Source organism: Actinoplanes sp. NPDC024001 (genome assembly GCF_040638955.1).
Taxonomy (GTDB): Bacteria; Actinomycetota; Actinomycetes; order Mycobacteriales; family Micromonosporaceae; genus Actinoplanes.
The window spans coordinates 1-22,688 of the sequence record NZ_JBEZZB010000095.1; the positions used below are offsets into that span (position 1 = coordinate 1).

Sequence of the window (22,688 nt, forward strand, 5' to 3'; positions counted from 1 at the left end):
GCGCTGGCGACGGCGGCGGCGAGCGGCGGGAAGGGGTGGTCGGCGGGCAGGCCGGTGCGCTGCGCGACGGCCTCGGCCAGCCGCTGCTCGGCGGTGGCGGCCGCGGCGATCAGCAGGGGCAGCAGCTGCGGGTTGTCGTTGATCACCCGCATCCGGAGGAGCCAGAGCTCGCGGTCCTCCTGGATCTGGGTCATCGCCGGGCCGAGCGCGGTCAGCAGGGCGTCCAGCACGGGGGTGCCGGGCGGCATGGCCGGGAGCAGCTCCGCGGGGTCGGTGCGGCCCTCCAGGGGGTCGCCGACGAGGGCGTCCTCCTTGGTCGGGAAGTAGTTGAAGAACGTGCGCGGGGACACCTCGGCCAGCGCGCTGATCTCGTCGACGGTCACCCGGTCGGCGCCGCCGCGCTCGTCCACCAGGTGCAGCGCGGCGGTGATCAGAGCGAGGCGGGTCTGCCTGCGCTTGGTCTCGCGCAGGCCGGCCGGGCGTTCGGGTGAGGAGGGCACCCGGCGAGGCTACGCGGGATCTTGCAGTTCCTGCAAAGTTTTAATCGTTGAGCTGGCTGCGCTCGATCTCGGCGAGCGCCGCGGTCAGCCAGGGCGCGACCGGGCGGCCGGCCAGCAGGTCGGCGATCAGCACGGCGGCCTGCCGGGCCAGGACGTCCGGTTTCGGCGCCGGGGCGCCGTCCTCCTCCAGCACGCCCAGCGCGCCGGCCAGCAGCCAGAGCACCACCTGCGGATCGGCGGCCGGCCACGACCGTACGCAACTGGCGAGCGCCGCCCGTACGTCGTCGGCGGTCAGACCGTCGGGGTGACCGTCCTCCAGCAGCAGCCGGACCGCCGTGCCCAGGATGAGCCCGGTCGGGGCCGGGTCGAGCGCCGCCAGGCGCTCGGTGGCGTCGTCGAGCGCGGCCGCGTTGCCGGCCCGGACGGCCTCGACGGCGGCGGTCGCCGCGGCCGCGATCGGCCGGGCCGGAGCGGGCAGGTGACGCCAGGTTTCGGTCATGCCGACGACCTTAGGCCCGGTTGCTGGCAGGGTGGGTGCAGGGGAGGACGACGAGAGGAATCGCGATGACGAGCCTGGACGCGGTGACGGCCTGGGTGGACAACTACCGGAAGGCGTGGGAGTCCAACGACCCCGACGACGTCCGGAACCTCTTCGCCGACGACGCCGCCTACTTCACCGAGCCGTACGCGAAGCCCTGGGTGGGCCGCGAGGCGATCGTGACGGGCTGGCTGGAGCGCCAGGACGAGCCGGGCACCACGGCCTTCTCCTGGCACCCGCTGATCGTCACCGACGAACTCGCCGTGATCGAGGCGACCACCACCTACCCGGACCGGGTCTACCGCAACATGTGGGTGCTGCGGCTGGACCACACCGGGCAGGCCCGCCAGTTCACCGAGTGGTGGATGCGCGAACCGGACTAGCTCGCCACCGGCAGCAGCAGGTGCGAGCCGGCGAGGTGCAGGGTGTGCAGCGAGGGCGCGAGATGCCGACCGGTCGCCGGATCGCCCGGGGTGCCCAGGTTGCGGGCGAAGCGGGGGAAGGCCCCGCCGGAGACCTGCAGGCGCAGCCGGTGACCGGCCGGCAGCCGGTGGAAGCACTGGTCCAGGGTCAGCGTGAGGCGCTGCACCTGACCGGCCGGCACCTGCGGGTCGAGCCGGACGTGCTGGTCGGAGAAGTTGCGGGAGTGACCGCGCCGGTCCACGTCGCAGAGCCGCACGAAGACGTCCGCGTGCGGGTTGTCGACGTCGACGGCCAGTTCCAGGACCGGTGCGCCGACCACGTCCACGGCGGTGGGCAGCGGGTCGGTGGTGAAGGTGACCACGTCCGCGCGGGACTCCAGCGTGCGGTTGTCGCGCACGCCCATCGAGCCGGTCAGGGTGCGGCCGCCCACCGACGGGGTCGGGTCGGCGGGGTCGTACCGGAAGCCGGTGTTGCCCTCCGGGCGGGCCGGCGCGGCGGTGGTCAGCGAGCGGTCCGCCCGCAGGTGGAAGGTGACCGGCTCGGTCGGCGGCGGCCAGGACGGCAGCTCGTGCCAGGCGCCCTCGCCGGTGCGGTGGACCCGGACCGGCTGCTTGCGGGCCGACGGGCCGCCGGCCAGGTGCTGGTCCAGCCAGGCGACGCTCTCCCGGGCGACCTGCCCGGCAGCCCGGGTGGCGACCTGCAGGTGCGTCCACGGGCCGACGGTCAGCGCCACGTCGACACCGCGCGCCTCCAGCGCCGCGTACTGCTGGAGGGTCTGGTCCAGGAAGAGGTTCTGCCAGCCGCTGATCAGCAGCACCGGGACCGAGGCGCGCTGCAGAGCCGAGCCGGCCCGGTACGGCTCCCACCACGGGTCGTCGCCGTCCGGGTGGGCGAGCCACTCCCGGTACCACGGGGCGCGGCCGCGCAGCACCGGCACGGCGGCGGTGGGCAGCGGCAGCCCGGTCAGGCCCGGCGCGATCCGGCGCCGGGCGGTGGCCATGCTGAGCAGCCGGCGCAGCCCGCCACCGTCCTCCTGGTGGGCCATCTGGTCGCTCCAGCCGAGGAAGTCGCCGAGGGTGAACGCGCCGGTGCCGAAGACCGCCTCGCGGAAGTCGTGCGGCCCGACGTAGATCACCGCGGCGCGCAGCTCCGGCGGTGGATCCTGCATCAGCGTCCACTGTGCCCAGCCGAGGTAGGAGGCGCCGAGCGTGGCGAGCCGCCCGTCGAACCACGGCTGGTCGCGCAGCCAGGCCACGGTGTCCCGGCCGTCCTCGGTCTCCTGGGCCATCGGCCGGAAGGTCCCGCCCGAGCCGAACGTGCCGCGCACGCTCTGCAGCAGCACGTGATAGCCGCGGGCCGCCAGGAGCCGGCCGTTCAGGGCCGAGGTGGGCAGACCCCGCCCGTACGGCGTGCGGATCAGCACCGTGCCGCGCGGCTGGTCACTCTCGGGGATGAAATGGTCACCGACCAGTTCGATTCCGTCCCGCATCGGGGTGCGGACCGATTCGACCCCATACGACGTCAATGCGGGGGTCTGGCCGAGCAGTCTGCTGAGCACCCGGTCGGCCACCCGCTGTCGTTTCGAGATCGGCATTCAACTCGCCCCCTGCCAGGTCGACGGCGGATCTGGCGACGATATCCGGGTGCCCGTGGAATATGAAAGATGAATGGCATTCGGCCCGGCCCGGATGTGCGATTCCCCGAGCATTTCGGCAGACTGCCTCGGGTGGAGGCGGAGCGCAAACTCGGCGGTCGCTACCGGCTGGAGAACGAGCTCGGCCGCGGCGGCATGGCGGTGGTCTGGCGGGCCCGCGACGAGGTGCTCGACCGGCCGGTCGCGGTGAAGGTGCTGGCCGGGCACTATGCCGGCGAGGACCGGTTCCGTGCCCGCATCCTGCACGAGGCGCGGGCGGCGGCGACCCTCTCGCATCCGAACATCGCGCAGATCTACGACTTCGGGGAATCCGAGGAGGACGGCCGGCGGGTTCCGTACGTGGTCATGGAATTGATCAACGGGCCGACCCTGCAACAGCGGGTGAAACGCGGCCGCATTCCGCCGCGCACGGTCTTCCGGATCTGCGGCGAGGTCGCCACCGCACTCGCCGTGGCGCACGAGGAGGGTCTCGTGCACCGCGACATCAAACTGGCCAACGTCATGGTCACCACGGGCGGGGCGAAGGTGGTGGACTTCGGCATCGCCGCGGTGGCCGGGCCGGCCTCGCCCGAGGACGCCCTGCTCGGCACCCCGGCCTACCTCGCTCCCGAACGGCTCACCGGCGGCGCGATCGAGCCCGCCTCCGACGTCTACGCCCTCGGTGTGCTGCTCTACCGCCTGCTCGCCGGGATGGCGCCGTGGAGCGTCGAGACCACCACCCAGATGCTCAGCGCGCACATCTACCTGGAACCGGAGCCGATGCCGCCGCTGCCGGGCGTGCCCGTCGAGGTCGCCGACCTGGTGGAACGCTGCCTGGCCAAGGATCCGGCCGGCCGGCCGGACGCGATCGAGGTGGCCGAACTGCTCGGCGACGCGGCCGAGGCCGCCAGTGTGGACGACCCCGATGAGGTACGGATGACCGGCCGCGACCGTCGATCCCGGGTGGTCGACGCGCTCACGGGGCCACCGACCGTCCTCGCCACGGCGCCGGAACCGTTGGAGGCCCCGGCCACGGGTACGCCTTCGTCCGGCGTACCCCGCTGGTGGAAGCGCAAGAAGGTGCTGGCCGGCGCCGGGCTGGCGGCCGTGCTCGTCGCACTGCCGTTCCTCTGGCCCGGCCGGGACAGCGACCGCGGCGGCGTGCCGGGGATCGCGGCGCCGCCGGCTTCGTCACCGAAGGTGACCAGGAAGGGGAACGGCGACGCGCCGGCCGTCACCCGCTCCGCCACCGGGACCACCCGGCCGGATCGCGCGCCCGGCCCGAGCGCCGGCGTCTCGGCCCTCCCCGCCCCGATGCCCTCGCTCTCGCTGCCGTCGCTGCCCGCCGAGAGCGAGCCGGGACCGAGCACCGCTCCCAGCGATCCGGCCGCCTCCGCGGTCCCGGAGGGCCGGCGGCTGGAGTCGCCGGGCGGTTCGGTGCTGGCCCGGTGTGCCGACGGCAAGGCCGAGCTGATCTCCTGGGAGCCACGCCCGGGCTTCACCGTGGAGCAGGTCGATCCCGGCCCGGCGCTGGCCCCGGCGGTGGTCTTCAGAGGACCCGTGGCGCGGTACCGGATGACCGTGACCTGCATCGGCACGCGTCCGTCCGCTGTGGTGCTGCCGTTGTGAGCGTCTCGCAGCGTTGAGGCCTCGCTAGACTGCCCCGGATGTTCAGGACCAGACTGGCCCGGATCCGGGCCGCGGCGACGGAGCGGTTGCGGACCGCGCCGCAACCCGCGACCCCGTCGGCGCCGACGGTGATCAACCTGGCGCCGGATCCCGGCTTCCGGGGCGCGCTGGACCGGCCGTTCGAGGCCGGCGGTGTGCATGTGCACGCCCACAACTCGTGCGAGGTGGCCGAGGTCCCCGGTCGGTCCGGGGTGTCCGGCGTCCGGGTCGAGGGGGTCGGGCGCACCAACGACACCTTCGTCTCGCCCGGCGGTCACGAGGCGCCCGGCGCGATGCGCCTCGGCATGCGCGCCGGCGCGACCTACACCGCGAGCGTCTCGGTCTTCCTGTCCGCGCCGCTGACCGGCGCGCTGCACCCGACCGCGTTGCGGCTGGTGCCGGGTTGCGTGGCCGGCCAGGCCGGCCGGCGCACGCTCAAGCCGTCGCCGCCGGCCCGCAACGAGTTCGGCCATCACCGGATCAGCGTCACCTTCACCGTCCCGGCCAAGGCCACCAGCGCCTGGATCAGCCTGCACAGCGGCATGGCCCGCGGCGGTGGCGTGGTGCACTGGTACGACTTCGCGCTCACCGAGACCGGTGCGCCGGTCGAGCACTTCGACGGCGACACCCCCGACGACCTGTTCCACACCTACGAGTGGACCGGCGAGCCGAACGCCTCACCGTCCCGCCGCACGCTGCGGGTGTCCGCCTCCGCCGACCCGGCCGCGATCGCGGCCGAGGCGGTCCGCCAGGCCCGCGCAGGCGCCGTCGAAGAGGTTCGTCACCTGCAGAAACACGTCGCCGGTGACCGGTTGGCCGCGGCCCGGGTCGCGCTCGCCGAGGGGCAGGAGGCGGCCGCGGTCAAGGTGCTGCGCCGGATCGTCAAGGCCGGCGACCCGGACGGCTCGGCGGCGTACGAACTGGGCCGCCTCGCCCTGGCCGAGGGAAAGTGGGAGACGGCCGAGAGGCTGCTGCGCGATGCGGTGGCCCGTCAACCGGAGGCGTACGAGCGGGGTTACGCCCTGGCCTCCGCCTACGACCGGCTGAAGCGCCGTGAGGACAGCAAACGGGTCGCGGCCGCCGCCCTGGAGAACGACACCAAACTGCCCTTCGACGGCCTGGCCGTGCTCGACCTCGACGTCCGCTTCTTCGGCGCCCGGCGCGAGCTCGGCGTCTTCGTGGCCGAGCACCTGGACCAGATCCGCCGGCAGGCCGCGCAGCGCCTGGCCGCCCCGATCACCAGCACGTTCGACCAGCCGATCTTCATCTACTGGGCGCAGGGCTTCGCGTCCGCCCCGCCCGTGGTGCAGGCCTGCCTGGCCGCGCTGAAGGCCGGTAACCTCGGCGTGCACGAGCTGTCCGACGCGAACATCAGCGCCTACGTCGACGTGCCGGAGGACGTGCGCCTGCGGCTCGGCGGCGACCGGGCTCGCTTCTCCGACCTGCTGCGGCTGATGCTGCTGGAGAAGTTCGGCGGCGTCTGGGTGGAGGCGTCCTGCTACGTCACCGAGCCGCTGCGCCCGCACATCGACGCGGCGCTGGCCCAGGGCGGCACGTTCGCCTTCAACTACACCGGGCCGTTCATCTCCAACTGGTTCCTGGCGGCCCGCCCGGACAGTTACGTGGTGCACCTGTGGCGCGCGGCGGCGCTGCTCTGGTGGGAGCTGCGCGGCGAGCTGATCGACGACTTCCTGCACCACCACCTCTTCGAGATGCTGCACCACCTGGACGACCGGTTCCGGGCGGAGTGGGACGCGGGGAAGCGGCTGAACGCGAAACCGCCGCACGCGTTGCAGGCGGTGATGTTCGAGCCGTACGACCCGGACATGTTCCAGACGATCCGGGAGGGGGCGTTCGCGCACAAGCTTCGGTATCGCTGTCCGGAGTCGCAGTCGTACAGCGAGTCGTACGCGTCCCGCATCATCCGCGGCGACCTGCCGTGACGCCCCGGTGACCCAGCGCTGTCCATACGGGACTACTGGCTGGTGCACAGTGGCATTACCGTGGGAAGCGTGCGCGAACTGATCGACGTTTCCCACTCTCTCGACCGGCCCGGGTAACCCGGGATGGCGGCGGTCGACCAGCTGACCAAGCTGATGAAGGACTGCCTGGTGATGATCTCCGGGCAGAGCGACGGGAGCGGCTTCTTCATCGCTCCCGGGACGATCCTCACGTGCGCGCACGTCGCTGGACCGATCGGGGCCGAGGTCGAGGTGACCTGGCGCGAGCACACCCGGTCAGGAGTCGTCCGGTGGGCCTCGGAGGTGAGCGAGTCCGGCACCGTGCCCTACCCCGACCTGGCCGTCGTCGAGCTGGGGTCGCCGCCCGGTCATCCGATGGTCTGGCTGGACGACCGGCTGCCGTCGCTGAAGGACGACGTGGTGATCTTCGGCCACGCCCGGATCTATCACGACGAGCCCGACCAGGCCTCCGGCCAGTTCCGCGTCGGCGGGGAGTACGGCGAGATGATCCGGGTCATCGCCGACGAGCTCGTGCCCGGCATGTCCGGCGCCCCGGTGCTCAACGCCACCACCGGCGGTGTCTGCGCCGTCACCAAGGCGACCCGGGGGCGCGGGCATCCCGCCGGCGGGGTGGTGATCCCGTTGCGGGCCCTGCGGCTGGTGATGGAGCCGGCGGCCTACCAGCGGGCGCGGCGGGCCAACCACCTCTACCACCAGGGCAACCCGCAGTGGGACATGATGCTCGACGACGTGCCCGGTGCGGCCGGCCCGCTCAGCCGGGACGCCGACGCCGAGCTGCGCCTGCTGCTCGGCCAGTTGCCGGAGGTCGAGCCCGCCCGGCACCTGGCCACCTTCAAGGCGGTGGTGGGCGAGTTCGCGGTCGAGCCGCGCCACCCGATGTACGACTACGGCGACGTGCTCGTCGAGCTGTCCGAGATGGTGCCGCCGGTGAACCGGTTCCCCCGCGCGCTGGCCTACGTGATCGCGCTGTCCCGGACCCCGTCGCCGGTCGCCGAGCGGCTGCGGCAGTGGGCCCGGGACTTCGCGCCGAGGGAGCACAAGGCCGAGGTGGTGACCCGGCTCGGCGAGGCGCGGGCCGGCACCCGGCCGGACCGGGCCGCCGCCCGGCCGTCGGTGATCGTCTGCGTGCGCCACTTCGGGGTCGACCGGCGGCGCTACCAGTGCGAGCTGTGGCAGTTCTCGGACCAGATCCGCTCGCTGGAGAGCGACGACAAGGACCGCTCGCTGGACGAGCTGCGGGAGTACCTGCAGGACCGGTTGCCGGCCCTGATCCGGGGTCTGCCGGCCGACCAGCATCCGATGATCGAGCTGGTCCTCCCGGTCGAGTTGCTGGACGTCGACGTCGAGCAGTGGCCGGCCGCACCCGGCCGCAACGACTGGGCGGTTCTCGGGCACACCAGCCCGGTCGTGGTGCGTGAGGTCGAGCGGTTCGACGACGAGGAGGGCTACCACCTCCCGGACTGGGCGCGACGCTGGGCGCAACTCGACGGCCGGGACATGAACACCGTGCTGACCACTGTGGAATGCACCGAGCGGCGTACCTCGCGGTCCTGGCACGCCTGGTTCCAGGACGCCGCGACGACCAACGTGGTGGTCCTGCCCCGCTCGCCGCAGGACGCGCTCAGCGACGCCGTGCTCGAGGTCGCGGTCTCCTGCGGCATCCCGGTGATGATCTGGCGACGCCGCGGATGCGTCTCCGGCGCCGCGCGGGAGCCGCACGACTGCCCGGGCAAGCGGCTCTCGGCGGCGGTGACCGAGCAGCTGGCCGGCGCCACCCGGGAAGAGGTCCCGGAACGGATCCGGCAGATGCGCTACCGCGCCGAGGCCGGCAGCGGCCCGGAGAGCGGGATGGACGTGGTGCTGCTCTGGGACGATCCGGGCCGCCGGCCGCCGCGGCCCCTGCTGCTGCCACCGACGGGGGAGCCGCATGCCGACCGATGACGCCGCGCCCGGCCTGGCCGCCCTTGCGGAGAGTGGGCGGCTGCGGCACGCGCTGCGCCGGCTCCCCGGGCGCCCGCCGGCGGATCGCCGGCTGCACCTGACCCTGGTGCTGGACCAGAGTTCGGGCGGCGGGATCTGGAACCAGCTCGGCCAGGAGGTCCGGGCGATGCTCCAGCGGCTCGGCGCGTTCCGGACGATCCGGGTGGTCAACCTGGCGGTGCGGTCCGACGGCACCGTCGGCGTGCTGCGGTTGAACCGCCGGTTCTCCCCGCGATCCCTGACGAAGCTCGCCGACCGGACCGGGGACCATCTGATCCTGGTGCTCAGCGACGGGGTGAGCGGGCCGTGGCGCGACGGGCAGATGTCCGCCCTGCTCGGGCACTGGGCGCGGCGTGCGCCGGTCGCGATCCTACAGCCGTTGCCGGAACGCCTCTGGCGGCGTACCGGTCTGGCTCCGCTGCCCGGCCGGCTCTCCTCACCCCGGCCCGGCGCGGCCACCGCCGAGTACGGCTTCGTCTCCGCCCTGCGGCGCCGGACCCTGCCGGAGGGCGCCGTCCCGGTGCCGATCCTGGAGATCGAACCGCGCTGGCTGCGGTCCTGGGCGAGCCTGGTCGCCGGCCGGGCGCCCGACGGCATCGATGCGATCGTCATGCCGGCCGGCGCGGCGAACGGCCGCGTTGCGACCCCGACAGCTGACGTCACCGCCGATCCGGCCGACCGGCTGCTCAGCCGGTTCCGCGGCGCGGCGTCGGTGCCGGCCTACCGGCTGGCCCGTTACCTGTCCGCGGCGGTGCCGCTCAACCTGGCCGTGATGCGGATCGTGCAGGCCCGGATGCTGCCCCAATCCCGTCGCGCGCACCTCGCCGAGGTGCTGTACGGCGGACTGCTCGAACCGGTGCCCGCGGACGCCGTCGGGGGCGCCGAACAGCACTTCGAGTTCCGTCCGGGCGTCCGTGACGTGCTGTTGAGCACGCTGACCCTGGCCGAGGCGGGCCGGGTGGTCACCGAGGTCACCGGCTACATCGCGCGGCATCTGGAGCAGACCGGCGCGTCCTTCACCGCCGTGGCGTCCGCCCCCGTGAGCAGCCTGCACGCCACCCTGTTGCGGCCGCCCTTCGCCCAGGTGCAGGCCGAGGTGCTGCGCCGCGTGGCCACCGACCCGGAGCCGGCCGTCGACCGGGACACCTCGGCGCGGGCCCGCCGCCGGCGCGCACCCGCCGGTGAGGCGTCCACCGGCCGGCTCATCGTGCTGCTTCTCACCGGGCTCGCCGGCGCCACCAGGGAAACCATCGACGAGATCGTGGCCCGCTGCCGCCGGGACGAGATCACCCCGGACCTGATCGCCGTGCCGGGCGGCGCCGCCTCGCGGGCCACCACGGCGGAGTACCAGGCGGCCTACCGGACCCTGGAGGATCTGCGGGCCGACCTGGACGTGCCGGCGGGGCGGACCATCACGGTCCCCGGCATGTCCGACGTGAACCTGGTGGACTGTGAGTTGTACTTCCTGACCAGTGCGGCCGAGGGCGCCGCGCCGACCTGGCCGTACTGGCCGAAGTGGGAGCCGTACGCCGCACTGACCGCCCAGCTTCCCGGCGCCACCGCCTTCCTGCCCCACCAGCCCTGGCAGCTGATGCCGATCCCGGAACTGCGGACGGTCGTCGCCGCGCTGAACTCGACGATGCCGGTGAGCCACCGCGACGGCGACGCCTACGGTGACCTCGGTGACCAGCAGATCGAGTGGTTCAGCGACCAGCTCAGCGAGTACGAGCAGGGCGGCTGGCTGCGTGTCGGCCTGCTCCACCACGACCCGGCCGGGGACGGCCGCACCGGGCTCCGGCATGCCGACGACTTCGCCCACCGGCTGATCCCGCACCTGGACGTCGTGCTGCACGGCACCGGCGCGGGGGTCCACGAGATCGGCTACACCGGGGTCCCGGGAGTCGGGCCGCATGCCGGATTCCAGGTGGTCGACCTGCGGCCGGGCACGGTGCGGGTGCTGGCGGACACGGCGGAGTCCTACGCGTTCGGCGAGCACTGGTGGCCCGCCGGTCAGCCGGCCCCGGCCGCCGCCGCGATCCCCACCGGGGAACAGCCCACCGACCTGGTGTCGCGGGCCGCCCGGGCCTACCGGGCGCGTTACCGGGAACGGACGATCGACGAGCATCCGCTGCCGCGACCGCTTCCCGGCGATCCGGTGGCCGGCTATCTCGCCGTCGCGCCGGCCGGGGAGACGCCGTTCCGGATCGGCGTCTGCGACGCGGAGCCGAGCCCGGAGGTGGTGCACTGGTTCAGGGAGAACGTGGTCCGGCCGGGATTCCCGGACCGGGACACCATCCTGATCTGCCGCACCCCACCGGGCGACCCCGCGCTGCGGGAACAGGCCCGCAGGCAGGGCGTCGAGCTCCTCGGCTTCGCCGACTTCCAGATCGGCAGCAGGCTGCGCCGCTTCGCCGCGCAGGAGGCGGCCAAGCTGGCCGAGGACGTCGCCTATCCGGCGGCACACTACGCGCCGCAGCCGTACGCCGTACTGCCCCCGGGCGAGGGCAGCGCCTGGTCACCGGAGCCGTCCGCACCCGGCACGGGACTGCTGAACCGGCTCCGGGAGTGGATGAGCGCACCCGAGGGGCAGATGATCGGCGTGGTCGGCGCCGCCGGCATGGGCAAGACCTTCCTGCTCCGGGAGCTCGCCCGCAGCCTGCACGACGACCGCGGCCCGCTGCTGCCGATCCTGGTCCGGCTGCAGGACCTGGACTGGCGGGAGGGGCTCGACCAGCTCGTCGCCTACCACCTGTACCAGGGCGGCGGCGCGCCGGGGATGGACCTGGAATGGAGCCGGTACCTGCTGCGTGAGGGCCGGGTGGCGCTGCTCTGCGACGGGCTCGACGACATGGCCGCCAGCACCACCCGGGACGAACCACGACGGTGGGTGGACGGCTGGGAGGCGGGGGCGAGGGTCGGACCCGGACGGGCGAAGGTGGTGCTGGTCAGCCGGGACGAGACCCTGCTGAAGGACGCGCTGCGGCCGTACGCTGCCGGGGCCGTGCACTGGGCGAAACTGACCAGCCTGCAGCGCGGGGACATGCTGGTCTTCCTGACGCGCAAGCTCGGGGACGCCCGGCGGGCCGAGCGGCGGCTGGCCCTGATGCGGCAGGTCGGCGGCCTGATGGGGCCGGCCCGCAACCCCCGGATGCTCGCCTTCATCGCCGAGATCGAGGAGGACGACCTGCGGACCGCCGCGGTCGGTGACGAGACCGACAACGTGGCGAAGCTCTACCTCCGCATGATCACCAAGTGGCTGGACGGCATCCGCGGCTTCGACGGGATCAACCCGGAGGACAAGGCCCAGGTGGTCGGGCAGGCGGTGTCCTTCCTGGCCCGGCGGCTGTGGGAGTCGGGCGAGCCGGCGCTCGGCGCCGACGCGCTCGGCGCCGCGGCCGACGTGCTGGCCCGTCTCGCCGGCGCCGCGGCGCCGAGCCGGCGGGAGACCGCACGGCTGCTCGGCGCCGGCACCCTTCTGGTACGCGACGAGGAGTACCGCTTCCAGTTCGTCGACCGGTCGATCCTGGAATGGCTGGTGGCCAAGGAGATCGCGGAGCAGCTGGACCCGCAGCGGATCACCGGGCGACTGCGCGGACTGCTGCGCCGTGAGCTGACGCCGCTGGTGGTGGAGTTCCTCTGCCACCTGGTCGGTCCCGCCACCGCGCGCCGGTGGGCGCAGACCGTGCTCCGGCGCGCCGACCTGGAAAACCTGCCCCTGGGCGTCGTCGGGGCGGCCAGCCAGGTGCTGAAACACCTCGACCGCCACCCGGAGCGCTCACCAGAGTCGCGCCCCCGGCGGGACCCGGGCCAGCTCGGATAGGTACGGGTCCAACTCGCCCGGCTCGAACCGGCACATGCCGATGGTGTACCAGTACTCGTCGCTGGTCTGCTCCGGTTTCAGCACGTAACGCCCGTTGTCCAGCAGCACGGCCGAGCCGCCGGCGGACAGCGGGATCAGCACCGCACGGAGCTCATGGTGCAGGGTGTCCCAGAGCCGGACCGCCCGATCGTCGCCGGTGCTGGCCAGCCGCCGCCCGTCCGGGCTGAAGCTCAGCGAGTGGATCCACCCGGAGCGGCCGGGCAGCGTGGCGACCAGCTCGCCGGTGTCGGCCGTCCAGATCTGGATGGTGCCGTCGGTGCCGGCCGAGGCCAGGTGACTGCCGTCCGGCGCGAAGGCGAGGGCGTTGACCGCTCCACTGTGCCCACTGAGCACGTGCTGGGCGTCGCCCGCGACCGTGCTCCGGATCTTGATGGTCCCGTCCCGGTCGGCGCTGGCCAGATAGCGGCCGTCCGGCGAGAACGCGATCGCCCGGACCTTGCTGGGGTGCCGGATGGCGATCTGTTTGGTGCCGGGGCCGAGCGGCCAGACGCGGACCGTGCCGTCGTTGCCGCCGCTGGCGAGATGCTTGCCGTCCGGGGTGAAGGCGATCGACGTGATCGCATCGGGCTGCGCGGCGAAGGCCTTCGCCGCACCCGCCCGGCGGACGTCCCAGAGCCGGATCGTGCCGTCGGTGCCCCCGCTGGCGAGCAGGCGCCCGTCCGGCGTGAAGGCGATCGCACGGACCGGGCCGACGTGCCCGGTCAGCGGCGGACCGGCCATCGTGGCCGTGGTGAGGTCCCAGATCCGGATCGCGCCGTCCTCGCCGGAACCGGCCAGGTAGTGCGCGTCCGCGGAGACCGCGAGGGCACGGACCGCCGACTCCGGATCGCCGCCCTCGCTGAGCAGCCGCGGTGGGTTGCCGGCCACCCGGGTCCAGATCCGCACCGAGCCGTCGTCGGAACCGACCGCCAACCACGGGTCGTCCCGCCGGGGTGAGAAACAGAGCGCCCGCGAGTCGCCGGCGCTGTGCCGGACGGTGCGGGACAGCCGGCCGGCGACCGAGTCCCAGATCTGCACCGTCCGGTCGGATCCGCTGCTCGCCAGCAGCGGGCCGTCCTGGAAGAACGCGATGGAGTAGACGTTGGTGCTGTGCGCGGCCAGCCGGTCCTGCTCCTGACCGGTCTCGTTGTCCCAGATCCGGATGCTGCCGTCGTCGTCGCCGCTGGCCAGCCGCCGGCCGTCGGCCGAGTAGGCGACGGTCCGGATCCAGCCGTTGTGGCCGGTCAGGGTCCGGACCACCTGCTGGCGGGCCACGTCCCAGATGTGGATCTGCCGGTCGTCGCTGGCGCTGGCGACCTGCTCGCCGTTCGGCGCGTAGGCGATCGCGTGCACCGTGCCGATGTGCCCGATCAGGGTGTGCACGGTACGGCCGCTGACGGTGTCCCAGATCCGGACCGTCTCGTCGTCGCCGGCGCTGGCCAGCATCCGCCCGTCCCGCGGCCGGTAGGCGATGCCCCGGATGCCCCCGTAGTGCCCGCTGAGGGTGTGCACGGTACGGCCGCTGACGGTGTCCCAGATCCGGATCATCTCGTCGTCCCCGGCCCCGGCCAGGTGCCGCCCGTCCGGGCTGTAGGCGAGGCTGCGGATGCGGTCGATGTGACCGGTGAAGGTCTGCACGGTGTGGCCGGTGGCGATGTCCCACACCCGGACCTCCGGGTCGTCGCCGGCACTGGCGAGGAACCGGCCGTCCGTGGTGAAGGTGACCGCGCGGACCGGCCCGGTGTGCCCGGGAAGCATCCGCAGCGGGGTTCCCGTGGTGGTGTCCCAGAGCCGGACCACACCGTCCTCGCCGCCGCCGGCGAGCAGTCGTAGCCCGTGGCAGACCGCCACCGCGTTGACGGTCGAGGAGGAGGCGATCTGCGGTTCGGCGGTGGCGGCGTCGGGCAGGGCGGCGCCGAGGGTGTCCGCGGCCCGCAACTCGTCGAGGTCGGTCCCGGTGGCCGCCACCATCGCCGCGCGCCGGAGCCGGACCCGGGTCAGCGTGGCACCGGTCAGGTCGGCGCCGAGCAGTTTCGCCCCGGTCAGGTCCGCGCCGTACAGCTTGACGCCGCGCAGCGAGGCCGCGTCCAGCCGGGCCCCGGTCAGGTTCGCCTCGGTCAGGTCCGCCCCGTCCAGGGTGGCGCCGACCAGCGGGACCCCGGCCAGAATGCTGCCGATCATCTCCGCGTACGCGAGGTTGCTGCCGGTGAAGTCCTTGCCGCGCAGGTCGGCGCCGGACATGCGGAGCCGCTCGAACGGTGCCCGCAGATAGTTGATGATCTCCAGGGCGTTCTGCGCGATGCCGGTGGCGTGCGACTCGTTGGACAGCACGCGTTTCGCCCAGTCCTCCATGAAGTCGTGGCCGGCCATCTGGCAGAGGAACTCGATCATGAGCCGGGGCATCGAGTGGCCGATCATGCCGGAGGGCGAGCCGCCCAGCGGGAGGTCGTCGGCGAGGCTGCGGGCGATCAGCCACTCCCGGATCGAGTGGTGCACGAAGGTGAACCGGCCCTCCCCGGCCCGGACCAGCAGCGTGCTGGAGCCGAGCAGATGGGCGCTCTCCTGCGGTTCCAGGCCGGCCGACGCGCCGGGCGGGGCGGCGGCCACCTGAGCGATCGCGGCCGCGGTGGCGTCCAGGTCCCGCAGGCTCAGGCTGTCCTCCGGCGAGTCCCACAGGCGGAACGCCAGGCGGGTCACGGCGGTCAGCAGTTGTGGCCGGCGCGGTGAGTTGACGCCGAGCCTGGTGAGCCGTTCCGACTCGTGGTCCAGCCAGCGTTCGATCACCCGCTGGTAGAGGCCGGCCGGGGTGAGCGGGAGCGGGCCGCTCTCCGCCGTGCCCAGCGCCTCGTCACCGAGTTCCGTGATGAAGCTGAGCATCCGTGGATTGCGGGAGAGGCTGAGCAGATCCTTGACGCTGCGCAGATGGCTGAGCCGGGTCTGGGCGCTGCTCTCGTCGTGCAGCTGCCGGGTGAGGTAGTCGAGGATCTGGGCATCGTCGAAGGCGGTCAGCCGGACCACCTGGTGCTCCGCGCCGAACTGTGGACCCAGCTCCCGAAACACGTCGTTGTCGGTGAGGAAATGCTGGTCGCGGCTGGTCAGGATGACTTTCGCGTGGCCCTCGGCCGCCTGCACGATGGTGTCCAGATGGGTCGTTGCCCGGTCGTAGCTCACCCGGGCGGCCAGCTCGTCGAAGCCGTCGAAGAGCAGCGCGACCCGGCCCTCCCGCCACAGATAGCGCAACGCGTCCAGGTCGATCTTCCGCTGACCGTGCCGGGAGAACTGGATGGCGACCAGCGCGTCCAGGCTCATCGCCCGCTCGAATCCGCGCAGGTCGATCAGCACCGGAATGGTCCGGGAGCCGTCCGCGTGCATCCGCCGGGCCAGCTCCCGCAGCAGGAACGTCTTGCCGTGGCCGAACGTGCCCAGCACCACCACCAGCCGTCCGCGTGGGGCGTCGACCCATTGGCGGAGCCAGGTCAGCAGGTCGTCGGCGGGTAGCGCGCTGGAGTGCCCCCGCGGACCGCGCAGCAACTCGGTGTAGCGCTGCGGCACGTAGGACGTGGAGGGGTAGACGCGGTCGCGGGCGAGCCAGGCCGCCTGGCTCGCGGCGAACCGCTTGAGGGTGTCGCCGACCTGGTAATCGGCGAAGGTGCGCAGCACGACACCACGCTCGTCCGCCGCCCACTTCACGAGATCCTCGCCGGCCGCCGGCCCGGTGTGCACCAGCACCGCCTGGCGCACCGCGCCCCCGCTGCGGAAACGCGCCAGCACGCCGGCGAACCACTCGATGTCCTCCGCGGTCGGCGTGGCCACGCAGATCCCGACCGGATGCTGCTCGACCGGGCCGCGGTCGCTGCTGGCCGGATCCGGTGTGATGCGCAGATAGGCCACCCGGGTCGCGCCCGGCTGCGCGACCAGGGTCACGTCGTCGTCCGGGAACCGCAGCCGGCACACCTTCTCCACCTGGCCGGTCAGGTGGCGCAGAACGGGGGACAGCGCGGGCGCGGGGAGCCGGCCCGCCGGAGCCGTCCGCGACGGGGGGTGCGGCAGCGGAAAGGCCTCGGTGGCCGGGAGCACCCCGGAGCCCAGGTCGTGCACCAGAACGCGCCCCGGGTACGCCTCCAGGAGCCGCCAGGCTGTGCCGCCGCCGAGAACCGGGGCTCCGGTGCCGGCCAGCAGTGAGGTGGCCGGGTCGTCCGCCCGCCCGTGCAGCACCACGTCGAGGTGGGGCAGCAGGGTGTCGGTGAAATCCTCCGCGTCGGTGAGCCGGCCGGTCTGCGGCCCGTCCGGCCGGTGGTGCACCGCGCCGATCCGCAACCAGTCGCGGCGCGGCCCGGCGCTCAGCCGGTCGGCGAACCAGTTGATCTGCTCCGCGCCGAGGTGCCCGTGCCGTTGCTGGGGCAGATGTGTCATGGCGACCGTCGAATTGAGACCGGCGACCATTATCCGCAGGTCCGGGTATTCGATGAGTGACCAGGGCTGGTCCTTGGGCAGTTCGGAGCTGTGGAATCGGCGGATCATGGTGGCGAACGCCAGCCATTTCTCCCAGTACGGCGGCGCCGGCGCCACGAGGTCCGCCTTGCACCGCAGGAAGTACGCCTCGCAATTCAGCTGATTGACGTCATCGGTGCCGGGGACCACCACGATGCGCTGGCGCTCCAGCCGTAGCGCGTCGCACAGTGCGGTGAGGAACTCCTGGGCGAACTCGTACTCCGCCGTGCGGGCGTGGGCGGCGACGTTGCCGGTGAGCACCACCAGGTCGGGTGCCCGGGGAGCGGCGGACGCGTCGATCCGGTCGAGCAGCTCGGCGATCAGCTCGGTGACCGGCCGGAACTCACCGTCCACCGTTCGTGTCGCGGCGGAGAAGTCGGGGCAGTGCAGGATCATCGCCAGTGGAGTGGCGTTAACCGGCGGTCCTCCCACGTGCGGGCGCCTTCCCCTGGTGCGGCGGCGGGCGGCGGCGCGGTCCGATGACCATGCGCGGTGCCGAGCTTACCAATTGTCGAAGATCCATGACCCGGGCATTCCCTTATGCGGGTGAATCTCGGCAATGTCCTAAATGTACGGGCTGTCGGGTGAAGGGCCGGCGGGATATGCTACGCCGCAGCAGAACAGGGCTATTCCTGAGGGTCGGCCGTTGCGATCTTGGTTGCCTTCGGCTGTTTACCAGGGGGAATTCGAACGGTGGTCGCTGCCCGATGAGACTTCAGCCTCGCCAGGAACTTCTGTCGGTGTGGAAAGCGATATCCAGGTGGTGCGACCCGTCCAGGGAATTCGACTGGAAGGACCGTTCCGGGCGCAATTCCATCAGCGACGCCGAGCTGCTTCTCTGCCTCCTGGTCCCACCGCAGAAGCTGGACGGCATCCGCTTCGACCGGCCGGACGAGACCAAGCCCGACGTCTGCGCGGCGCTCTCGCCGTTCGGTGGCGCCGTCGAGATCCCGCAGCGGATCGTGCAGCTCCTCGGGGAATACCTGGAGGAGTACACCGACCCCGCCACCGGTCTGCCGGTGTTCAGCGGCGGCAGCTACCTGACGCCCGCCCCCGAGGACGGCCGTGAGCTCGAGCCGGAGCAACTGGCCCTCGAGGTGGTGGACTCGTTCGCCACCTCCGTCGTGTTCTCCACGGCCGCCATCCGGTTCCTCCGGGCGTACCGGCCGCAGGTGCAGCGCCGGTCGCACCAGGAGGAGATCGACCGGGTCGAGACCGAGGCGAAGAAACGCCTCACCGCGGCGATGGCCGCGCTCCAGCGCAGCTTCAGCCTCAGCGTGTTCCGCGGCGACAGCCGCGAGGGCAAGGCGATGTGTGCGACGGCCGCGGGGTCCGACAGTTACTCCGCCAACCTGGTGAGCCAGCTGCGGACCGCCCTCAGCGACGTCATGGCCGGCCTGCGGGAGCTGGGCACCGAGCCGGAGCAGGTCGCCGCCCTGCTGGAGAACCGGGACCTGCTCTTCGAGTGCGGCTGGTCCTGGGGCATCGTGCAGGGCGCCGAGCCGGTCAAGACCGCGACGACGGAGTACGCCCAGCCCGGCTGGGCCGAGTCCGCTCCCTACCTCTACTTCACCGTGGTGGCGGTCGACGGCATCCGTGACCTCTTCTCCCGCGAGTCCCGGCTGGCCGGCCTGCTCGACGAGGAGCAGCAGAACCTCGCCCGCACCCTCAACCTCCAGCTGGACCTGGCCCAGCGGTACTGGTCGACGGTCGCGACCTACGGCGGCGACCGCTGGCCGGTGGAGGACCTGCCCTGGCGGACCACCGACGAGGAGGAGAGCGACTACTACAGCCTCCTGGTCGTCTCCCTGGTCCGGCACGCGCTGAACGACCGCGGTGCGCCGGACACCGACCTGGCCCGGATCGCCCGTGTCCTGGAGGACCTGGCCGACCGGGGCCGGATCCGGCGCCGCCCGCTCTCCGACGACTCGGCCATCCGGCTGCACCACCCGGGCGCCTGGGTGCGCCTGGTCGGCGCCGAGAAGGTGGTCGCCGGAGCCCCCGAGGTCGGCTGGCGGCTGGGCGAGCTGCCCACGCTGCTGCTGGGCCGCTCCCTGGCCGTGGCGGGACAGGCCAACGACCACGAGTTGCGGGCCCGGCTGTTGCGTCTCGCCGACGAGGCCTGGCGGCATCTGGAGCGGCGCCGGCTGCGGGACGGCCGCGGCGCCGGCCTCTGGGACGACCCGCACAACGTGTTCCCCTCGCTGCCCCGCCGCACCGAGCCGAGCTGGTACCACACGACGCGCGTGGTGCAGTGCATGGGCACCGCGGCGGACCTGATCAGCGGCAAGCCGCCCCCCGGTCAGGCGCTCTCGGCCGCGGCCGAGCAACTCCTGGTCGAGGCCGAGGACGTCTTCGACGAGGAGCAGTTGCGAGGGTCCGGTGAGGGCGGCCCCGCGCTCAAGGACAGCCTGAACCGTGCCGGCATCAACCTGCGGCGGGCCCGCGGGCTGCTGCCGACGCGCCCCGGCACCGCGGCTGCCCTCCTGGTCGACGTCCTACGCGAGCTGGACAAGCTCGCCGCGGCTCGGGAACACGAGACTGGAGACTAGAGTGCTGGTCTTCGCGGCGTCCGACAAAGGCGGCACCGGAAGGTCGGTCACGAGCTGCAATGTCGTCTACCGGCGTGCACTCGCCGGCGCCGAGGTCTGCTACCTCGACTTCGACTTCGGCTCGCCCACGGCCGGATCGATCTTCCAGATCGCCGACGCGGCTCGGGGCGTCCGCGGCGGCGGCGGGATGCACTCGTTCCTGATGGAGCAGGACCCGGAGCTGATGGTCGAGGAGCCCCGGCGCATCGACGTGTGGAGCGAGTCCGGCCGGGCCAGTCTGCGGCAGCGCCCACCGGGCGCCGGCCAGCTCATGCTGTTCCCCGGCGACCAGGACGGCGGCGAGTTCCGGCACGACAAGGAGGCCCTGCGCCGCTGCGTCCAGCTGCTCCTGGCGCTGGACGAGGAATTCGAGATGTGCCTGATCGACCTCAGCGCCGGCCGGTCGTACGCGACACAGCTGGTGCTGGAGGCGACGGCGCACGAGAAGCTGCGCGACGTGGTCTCCCGTTGGCTGGTCTTCCACCGATGGACCAGGCAGCACATCCCTGCAGCGGCCGGCCTGGTCTACGGCAAGGACGGCATTCTCGACGTCGGGGAGCGGGCCGGGCACGACCGGGAGCGGCTCACCGAATCGATCAAGTTCGTGCGGACCGCGGTGGTCGACCCCGACTCGGCGGAGCTGCGCGGGCTGCGCCCGGCGCAGGTCGCCTGGCTGCGGCATTGTGATCAGGATCTGCGGCGCCTGGCCGCCCGGCACCGGGTGGGCCGGCTGGCGCTGCTCGGCTCGGTACCACTCGATCCGGTGTTGCAGTGGCGGGAACAGCTGATTTCCGACAACGATGTCGTTGCACGGGAAATCGCCAATCTGCAGACCGTGGCCGCGTTCGATCATCTGGCCAGTGGTTTGGTGGACGATGACGTTTGGGCCGACAGATGAAAGCTGATGCCGAGTTCTTCGAGTCGACCGCCGACTCGCGGGTGGAGTCCGTCCCGCTGTCGCATCTCTCGGTCGAGCTGGGTCACTTCTATTCGCCGGATCTCGGCCGGGACGCCGACTTCTTCGTCGACCATTTCCGGAGGATCAACCGGTGGTACTCCGCAGCGCGGGATGCGCTGCAGGACACCTTTCCGGTGCGCAGCCCGCGCATCAGCACGTGCATCCTGATCGACGATTACTTCGGCCGGCTGGAATCGCCGCAGAAGCTCATTCCCAAACTGCTCGGCGCGGCTGCGGAGGGCGGGATCGTCATCGACTACCTGGCCCGGGAGTCCGGCTGTGCCGACTGGGCCGTGCCGATCGACATCGACCCGCCCGATCCGGGCGAGGACCTGCCGCCGGGCCGGTCACTCGCCGAGCTGGTGGAGGCGCGCCTGGTCGAGGACCCGCCGCCGGACACCACCGGGGCGCGCCCGCCGGTGCAGCAGACCGGCTGGCTGTGCAACGGACAGCGGTCCCCGTCGACCGATCACCATGAAGCGATGAAACGGCCCACCGGCTGGGTGCCGCCGGCCGAGAACGCGGCCATGAACCACTCGATCTTCGCGGACATCGAGCTGTGGAACGAGGGCCCCAACGGCCGTGTCTGGTCCTGCGCGATGCTGGCCGCGGTGTGGCAGCTGCTCAGGTTCGGCGCCCTGCGGGACAACGGCCGCCGGGTGGCGGTGCCCCAGCGGCTGCCCGACGACCTGCCGGCCGACTGGCGTGAGCTTCCGGCCGTGTCGCAGGTCGGCGAGCGGGCAGCGCCCTTCAGCGCCTACCGGACGCTGACCGTCTGCGCCCCGTTGTTCCAGCCGATCGAGAACGCGGTCCGCACGATCCTCCAGCAGGTGGCGGTGGAACCGGCCGTGCTCGATCAGATCCAGGCCCGAGCGAGCGACGAGGGACTGATCCTGGCGCCAGCGGTGGTCGATCGCATCGAATACCTCTTCGTGAACACCGGACCGGTGCGTGGTGTTGGTCCTCGGTGAGGTGCAGACCGCCGCGCTGCAGCACTCCGGCAGCGTGTCCCGCGACGTGGCGGAGAGCGCACTGGGGCTGCTGCCGGGCGAGCGGGTCCGGGTCTCCGAGCGGCCGATCGGGTACGCGGTCAGCCCTCAGGTCCTGGCCGGAGTGGACTGCCGGGTGGCCGGCCGCTCGGGTGTCCGGCTGCGGGGGGTGGGCACGCTCACCGGCCGGGCCTGCCTGATCGGGGGCCGCGTGCTGCAGGGGTCCGTGCTGGCCCGGATCGAGCCGGCCGCGGTCAGCCACCGGCAGGTCTGGTCGCACTACCTCTCGCGGCCCGGCGTGGTGGAGACGATCGGGCGGACCGACCTGTCCGCGGTCGCGACCGCGCATCTCGCCCCGGAACGGCGGGCGCTCTCGACGATGGGGATGGGCGCGTTCGGCGCGCGGATCATCGCCGAGGTCCAGGGCTCGGCGGTGCTCGACCGGCGGACGCCGGTTCGCGCCCGGCGTACGGTGCTGCGCTGGGCGGCGCTGATCGACGAGGAGGTCGAGGGGGTCCGGATCCGGTTCACCGTGCGCGACGACGGCCTGCGGACCGTGGAACTGGCGCTCGGGCAGGGCGAGATCGCCGACGTGGTCGACCTCTGTGAGGACCTGGCCATGCACGACTGGTTGCTGACCGCCCTGGTGTCGGTTATCGAACAGAGCCAGATCGGTGTGGAGCAGCCCGCGCAGAGCGTGCAACGGCTCCGGCCGGCAGTCGATCATCTCTTGCATCTCTGGATGCCCGCGGCGCGTCTCGGCGGCTTCGCGCTGTCGGTCTGGGACGCGCTGGAGGGCCGGCCCGGCCTGTCCCGGCAGTGGGACGCGTCGGTGCGGCGCATCCGGGACCAGATGGCGATGGCGGCCGCCCTGGTGAACCGCCCTGCCGAGGCGGCTCCGCTCTTTCCCTGAGCCCGGCATGCCCGGCGTGGTTCACCGGTTTGCCGAGCGGGTACCGACCATGGGAAACGAACACAGTGAGCCGGTAATCGGTACGGTCCGGCGGCATTACCTCGTTCGGGGCATTCCGGCTTTTTCCCGCCTGGCCCGCCGATCGCTGTCAAGATCAAATTGT

13 protein-coding genes are annotated in these 22,688 nt (G+C 72.6%); 9 read left to right on the top strand and 4 right to left on the bottom strand.

All coding sequences use genetic code 11. The features are described from left to right. On the bottom strand, positions 1-500 hold a 500-nt coding region (locus AB0F81_RS31290; protein WP_360203028.1), incomplete at its 3' end, for a TetR family transcriptional regulator. 40 nt (positions 501-540) lie between these two features. Beyond that, positions 541-999 carry a hypothetical protein gene (locus AB0F81_RS31295; protein ID WP_360203029.1) on the bottom strand — a complete coding sequence of 153 codons (459 nt, stop codon included), beginning with the start codon at positions 997-999 and terminating at the stop codon, positions 541-543. Between the two features lie 65 nt (positions 1,000-1,064). Between AB0F81_RS31295 and AB0F81_RS31300 the strand changes: the two genes are divergently transcribed. Beyond that, positions 1,065-1,421, top strand: coding sequence for a nuclear transport factor 2 family protein (locus tag AB0F81_RS31300; protein WP_360203031.1), 357 nt, complete (start codon positions 1,065-1,067; stop codon positions 1,419-1,421). Here the strand turns inward: AB0F81_RS31300 and AB0F81_RS31305 are convergent. Continuing rightward, positions 1,418-3,055 carry a CocE/NonD family hydrolase gene (locus AB0F81_RS31305; protein ID WP_360203033.1) on the bottom strand — a complete coding sequence of 546 codons (1,638 nt, stop codon included), beginning with the start codon at positions 3,053-3,055 and terminating at the stop codon, positions 1,418-1,420. The two genes, AB0F81_RS31300 and AB0F81_RS31305, sit on opposite strands and share 4 nt — an antisense overlap. Positions 3,056-3,187: 132 nt before the next feature. Here AB0F81_RS31305 and AB0F81_RS31310 point away from each other — a divergent pair, with 132 nt between their 5' ends. The 4 genes from AB0F81_RS31310 to AB0F81_RS31325 all read left to right on the top strand — a co-directional run bounded on the left by AB0F81_RS31310 (position 3,188) and on the right by AB0F81_RS31325 (position 12,544). Next, positions 3,188-4,723: a protein kinase gene (locus tag AB0F81_RS31310; RefSeq protein WP_360203034.1), complete on the top strand. Its 1,536-nt coding sequence runs from the start codon at positions 3,188-3,190 to the stop codon at positions 4,721-4,723. 38 nt (positions 4,724-4,761) lie between these two features. Then, the gene (locus AB0F81_RS31315) at positions 4,762-6,705 is read left to right on the top strand and encodes a capsular polysaccharide synthesis protein (RefSeq protein WP_360203036.1); all 1,944 of its coding nucleotides are present in this window, start codon (positions 4,762-4,764) and stop codon (positions 6,703-6,705) included. Between the two features lie 123 nt (positions 6,706-6,828). Further along, entirely contained in the window at positions 6,829-8,685 is a 1,857-nt protein-coding gene (locus AB0F81_RS31320) for a trypsin-like peptidase domain-containing protein (protein WP_360203037.1), read from the top strand. Next, on the top strand, positions 8,672-12,544 hold the full coding sequence (locus tag AB0F81_RS31325; protein ID WP_360203039.1) for an SAV_2336 N-terminal domain-related protein: 3,873 nt from the start codon (positions 8,672-8,674) through the stop codon (positions 12,542-12,544). The genes AB0F81_RS31320 and AB0F81_RS31325 overlap by 14 nt, the downstream gene beginning before the upstream one ends. Here the strand turns inward: AB0F81_RS31325 and AB0F81_RS31330 are convergent. After that, the gene (locus tag AB0F81_RS31330; RefSeq protein WP_360203040.1) at positions 12,500-17,506 is read right to left on the bottom strand and encodes a pentapeptide repeat-containing protein; all 5,007 of its coding nucleotides are present in this window, start codon (positions 17,504-17,506) and stop codon (positions 12,500-12,502) included. The two genes, AB0F81_RS31325 and AB0F81_RS31330, sit on opposite strands and share 45 nt — an antisense overlap. Before the next feature lie 275 nt (positions 17,507-17,781). Between AB0F81_RS31330 and AB0F81_RS31335 the strand changes: the two genes are divergently transcribed. The 4 genes from AB0F81_RS31335 to AB0F81_RS31350 are packed head-to-tail and all read left to right on the top strand — an operon-like array spanning position 17,782 to position 22,525. Further along, positions 17,782-19,626 carry an SCO2524 family protein gene (locus AB0F81_RS31335; RefSeq protein WP_360203042.1) on the top strand — a complete coding sequence of 615 codons (1,845 nt, stop codon included), beginning with the start codon at positions 17,782-17,784 and terminating at the stop codon, positions 19,624-19,626. A 1-nt stretch (position 19,627) separates the two neighbouring features. Beyond that, positions 19,628-20,563 (top strand): SCO2523 family variant P-loop protein, encoded by a 936-nt coding sequence (locus AB0F81_RS31340; protein WP_360203044.1) that lies wholly within the window; start codon positions 19,628-19,630, stop codon positions 20,561-20,563. Further along, entirely contained in the window at positions 20,560-21,594 is a 1,035-nt protein-coding gene (locus AB0F81_RS31345) for an SCO2522 family protein (protein WP_360203046.1), read from the top strand. Before AB0F81_RS31340 ends, AB0F81_RS31345 begins: the two co-directional genes overlap by 4 nt. Continuing rightward, positions 21,575-22,525, top strand: a complete 951-nt coding sequence (locus AB0F81_RS31350) for an SCO2521 family protein (RefSeq protein ID WP_360203048.1) — start codon at positions 21,575-21,577, stop codon at positions 22,523-22,525. The genes AB0F81_RS31345 and AB0F81_RS31350 overlap by 20 nt, the downstream gene beginning before the upstream one ends. Positions 22,526-22,688: the final 163 nt, after the last annotated feature.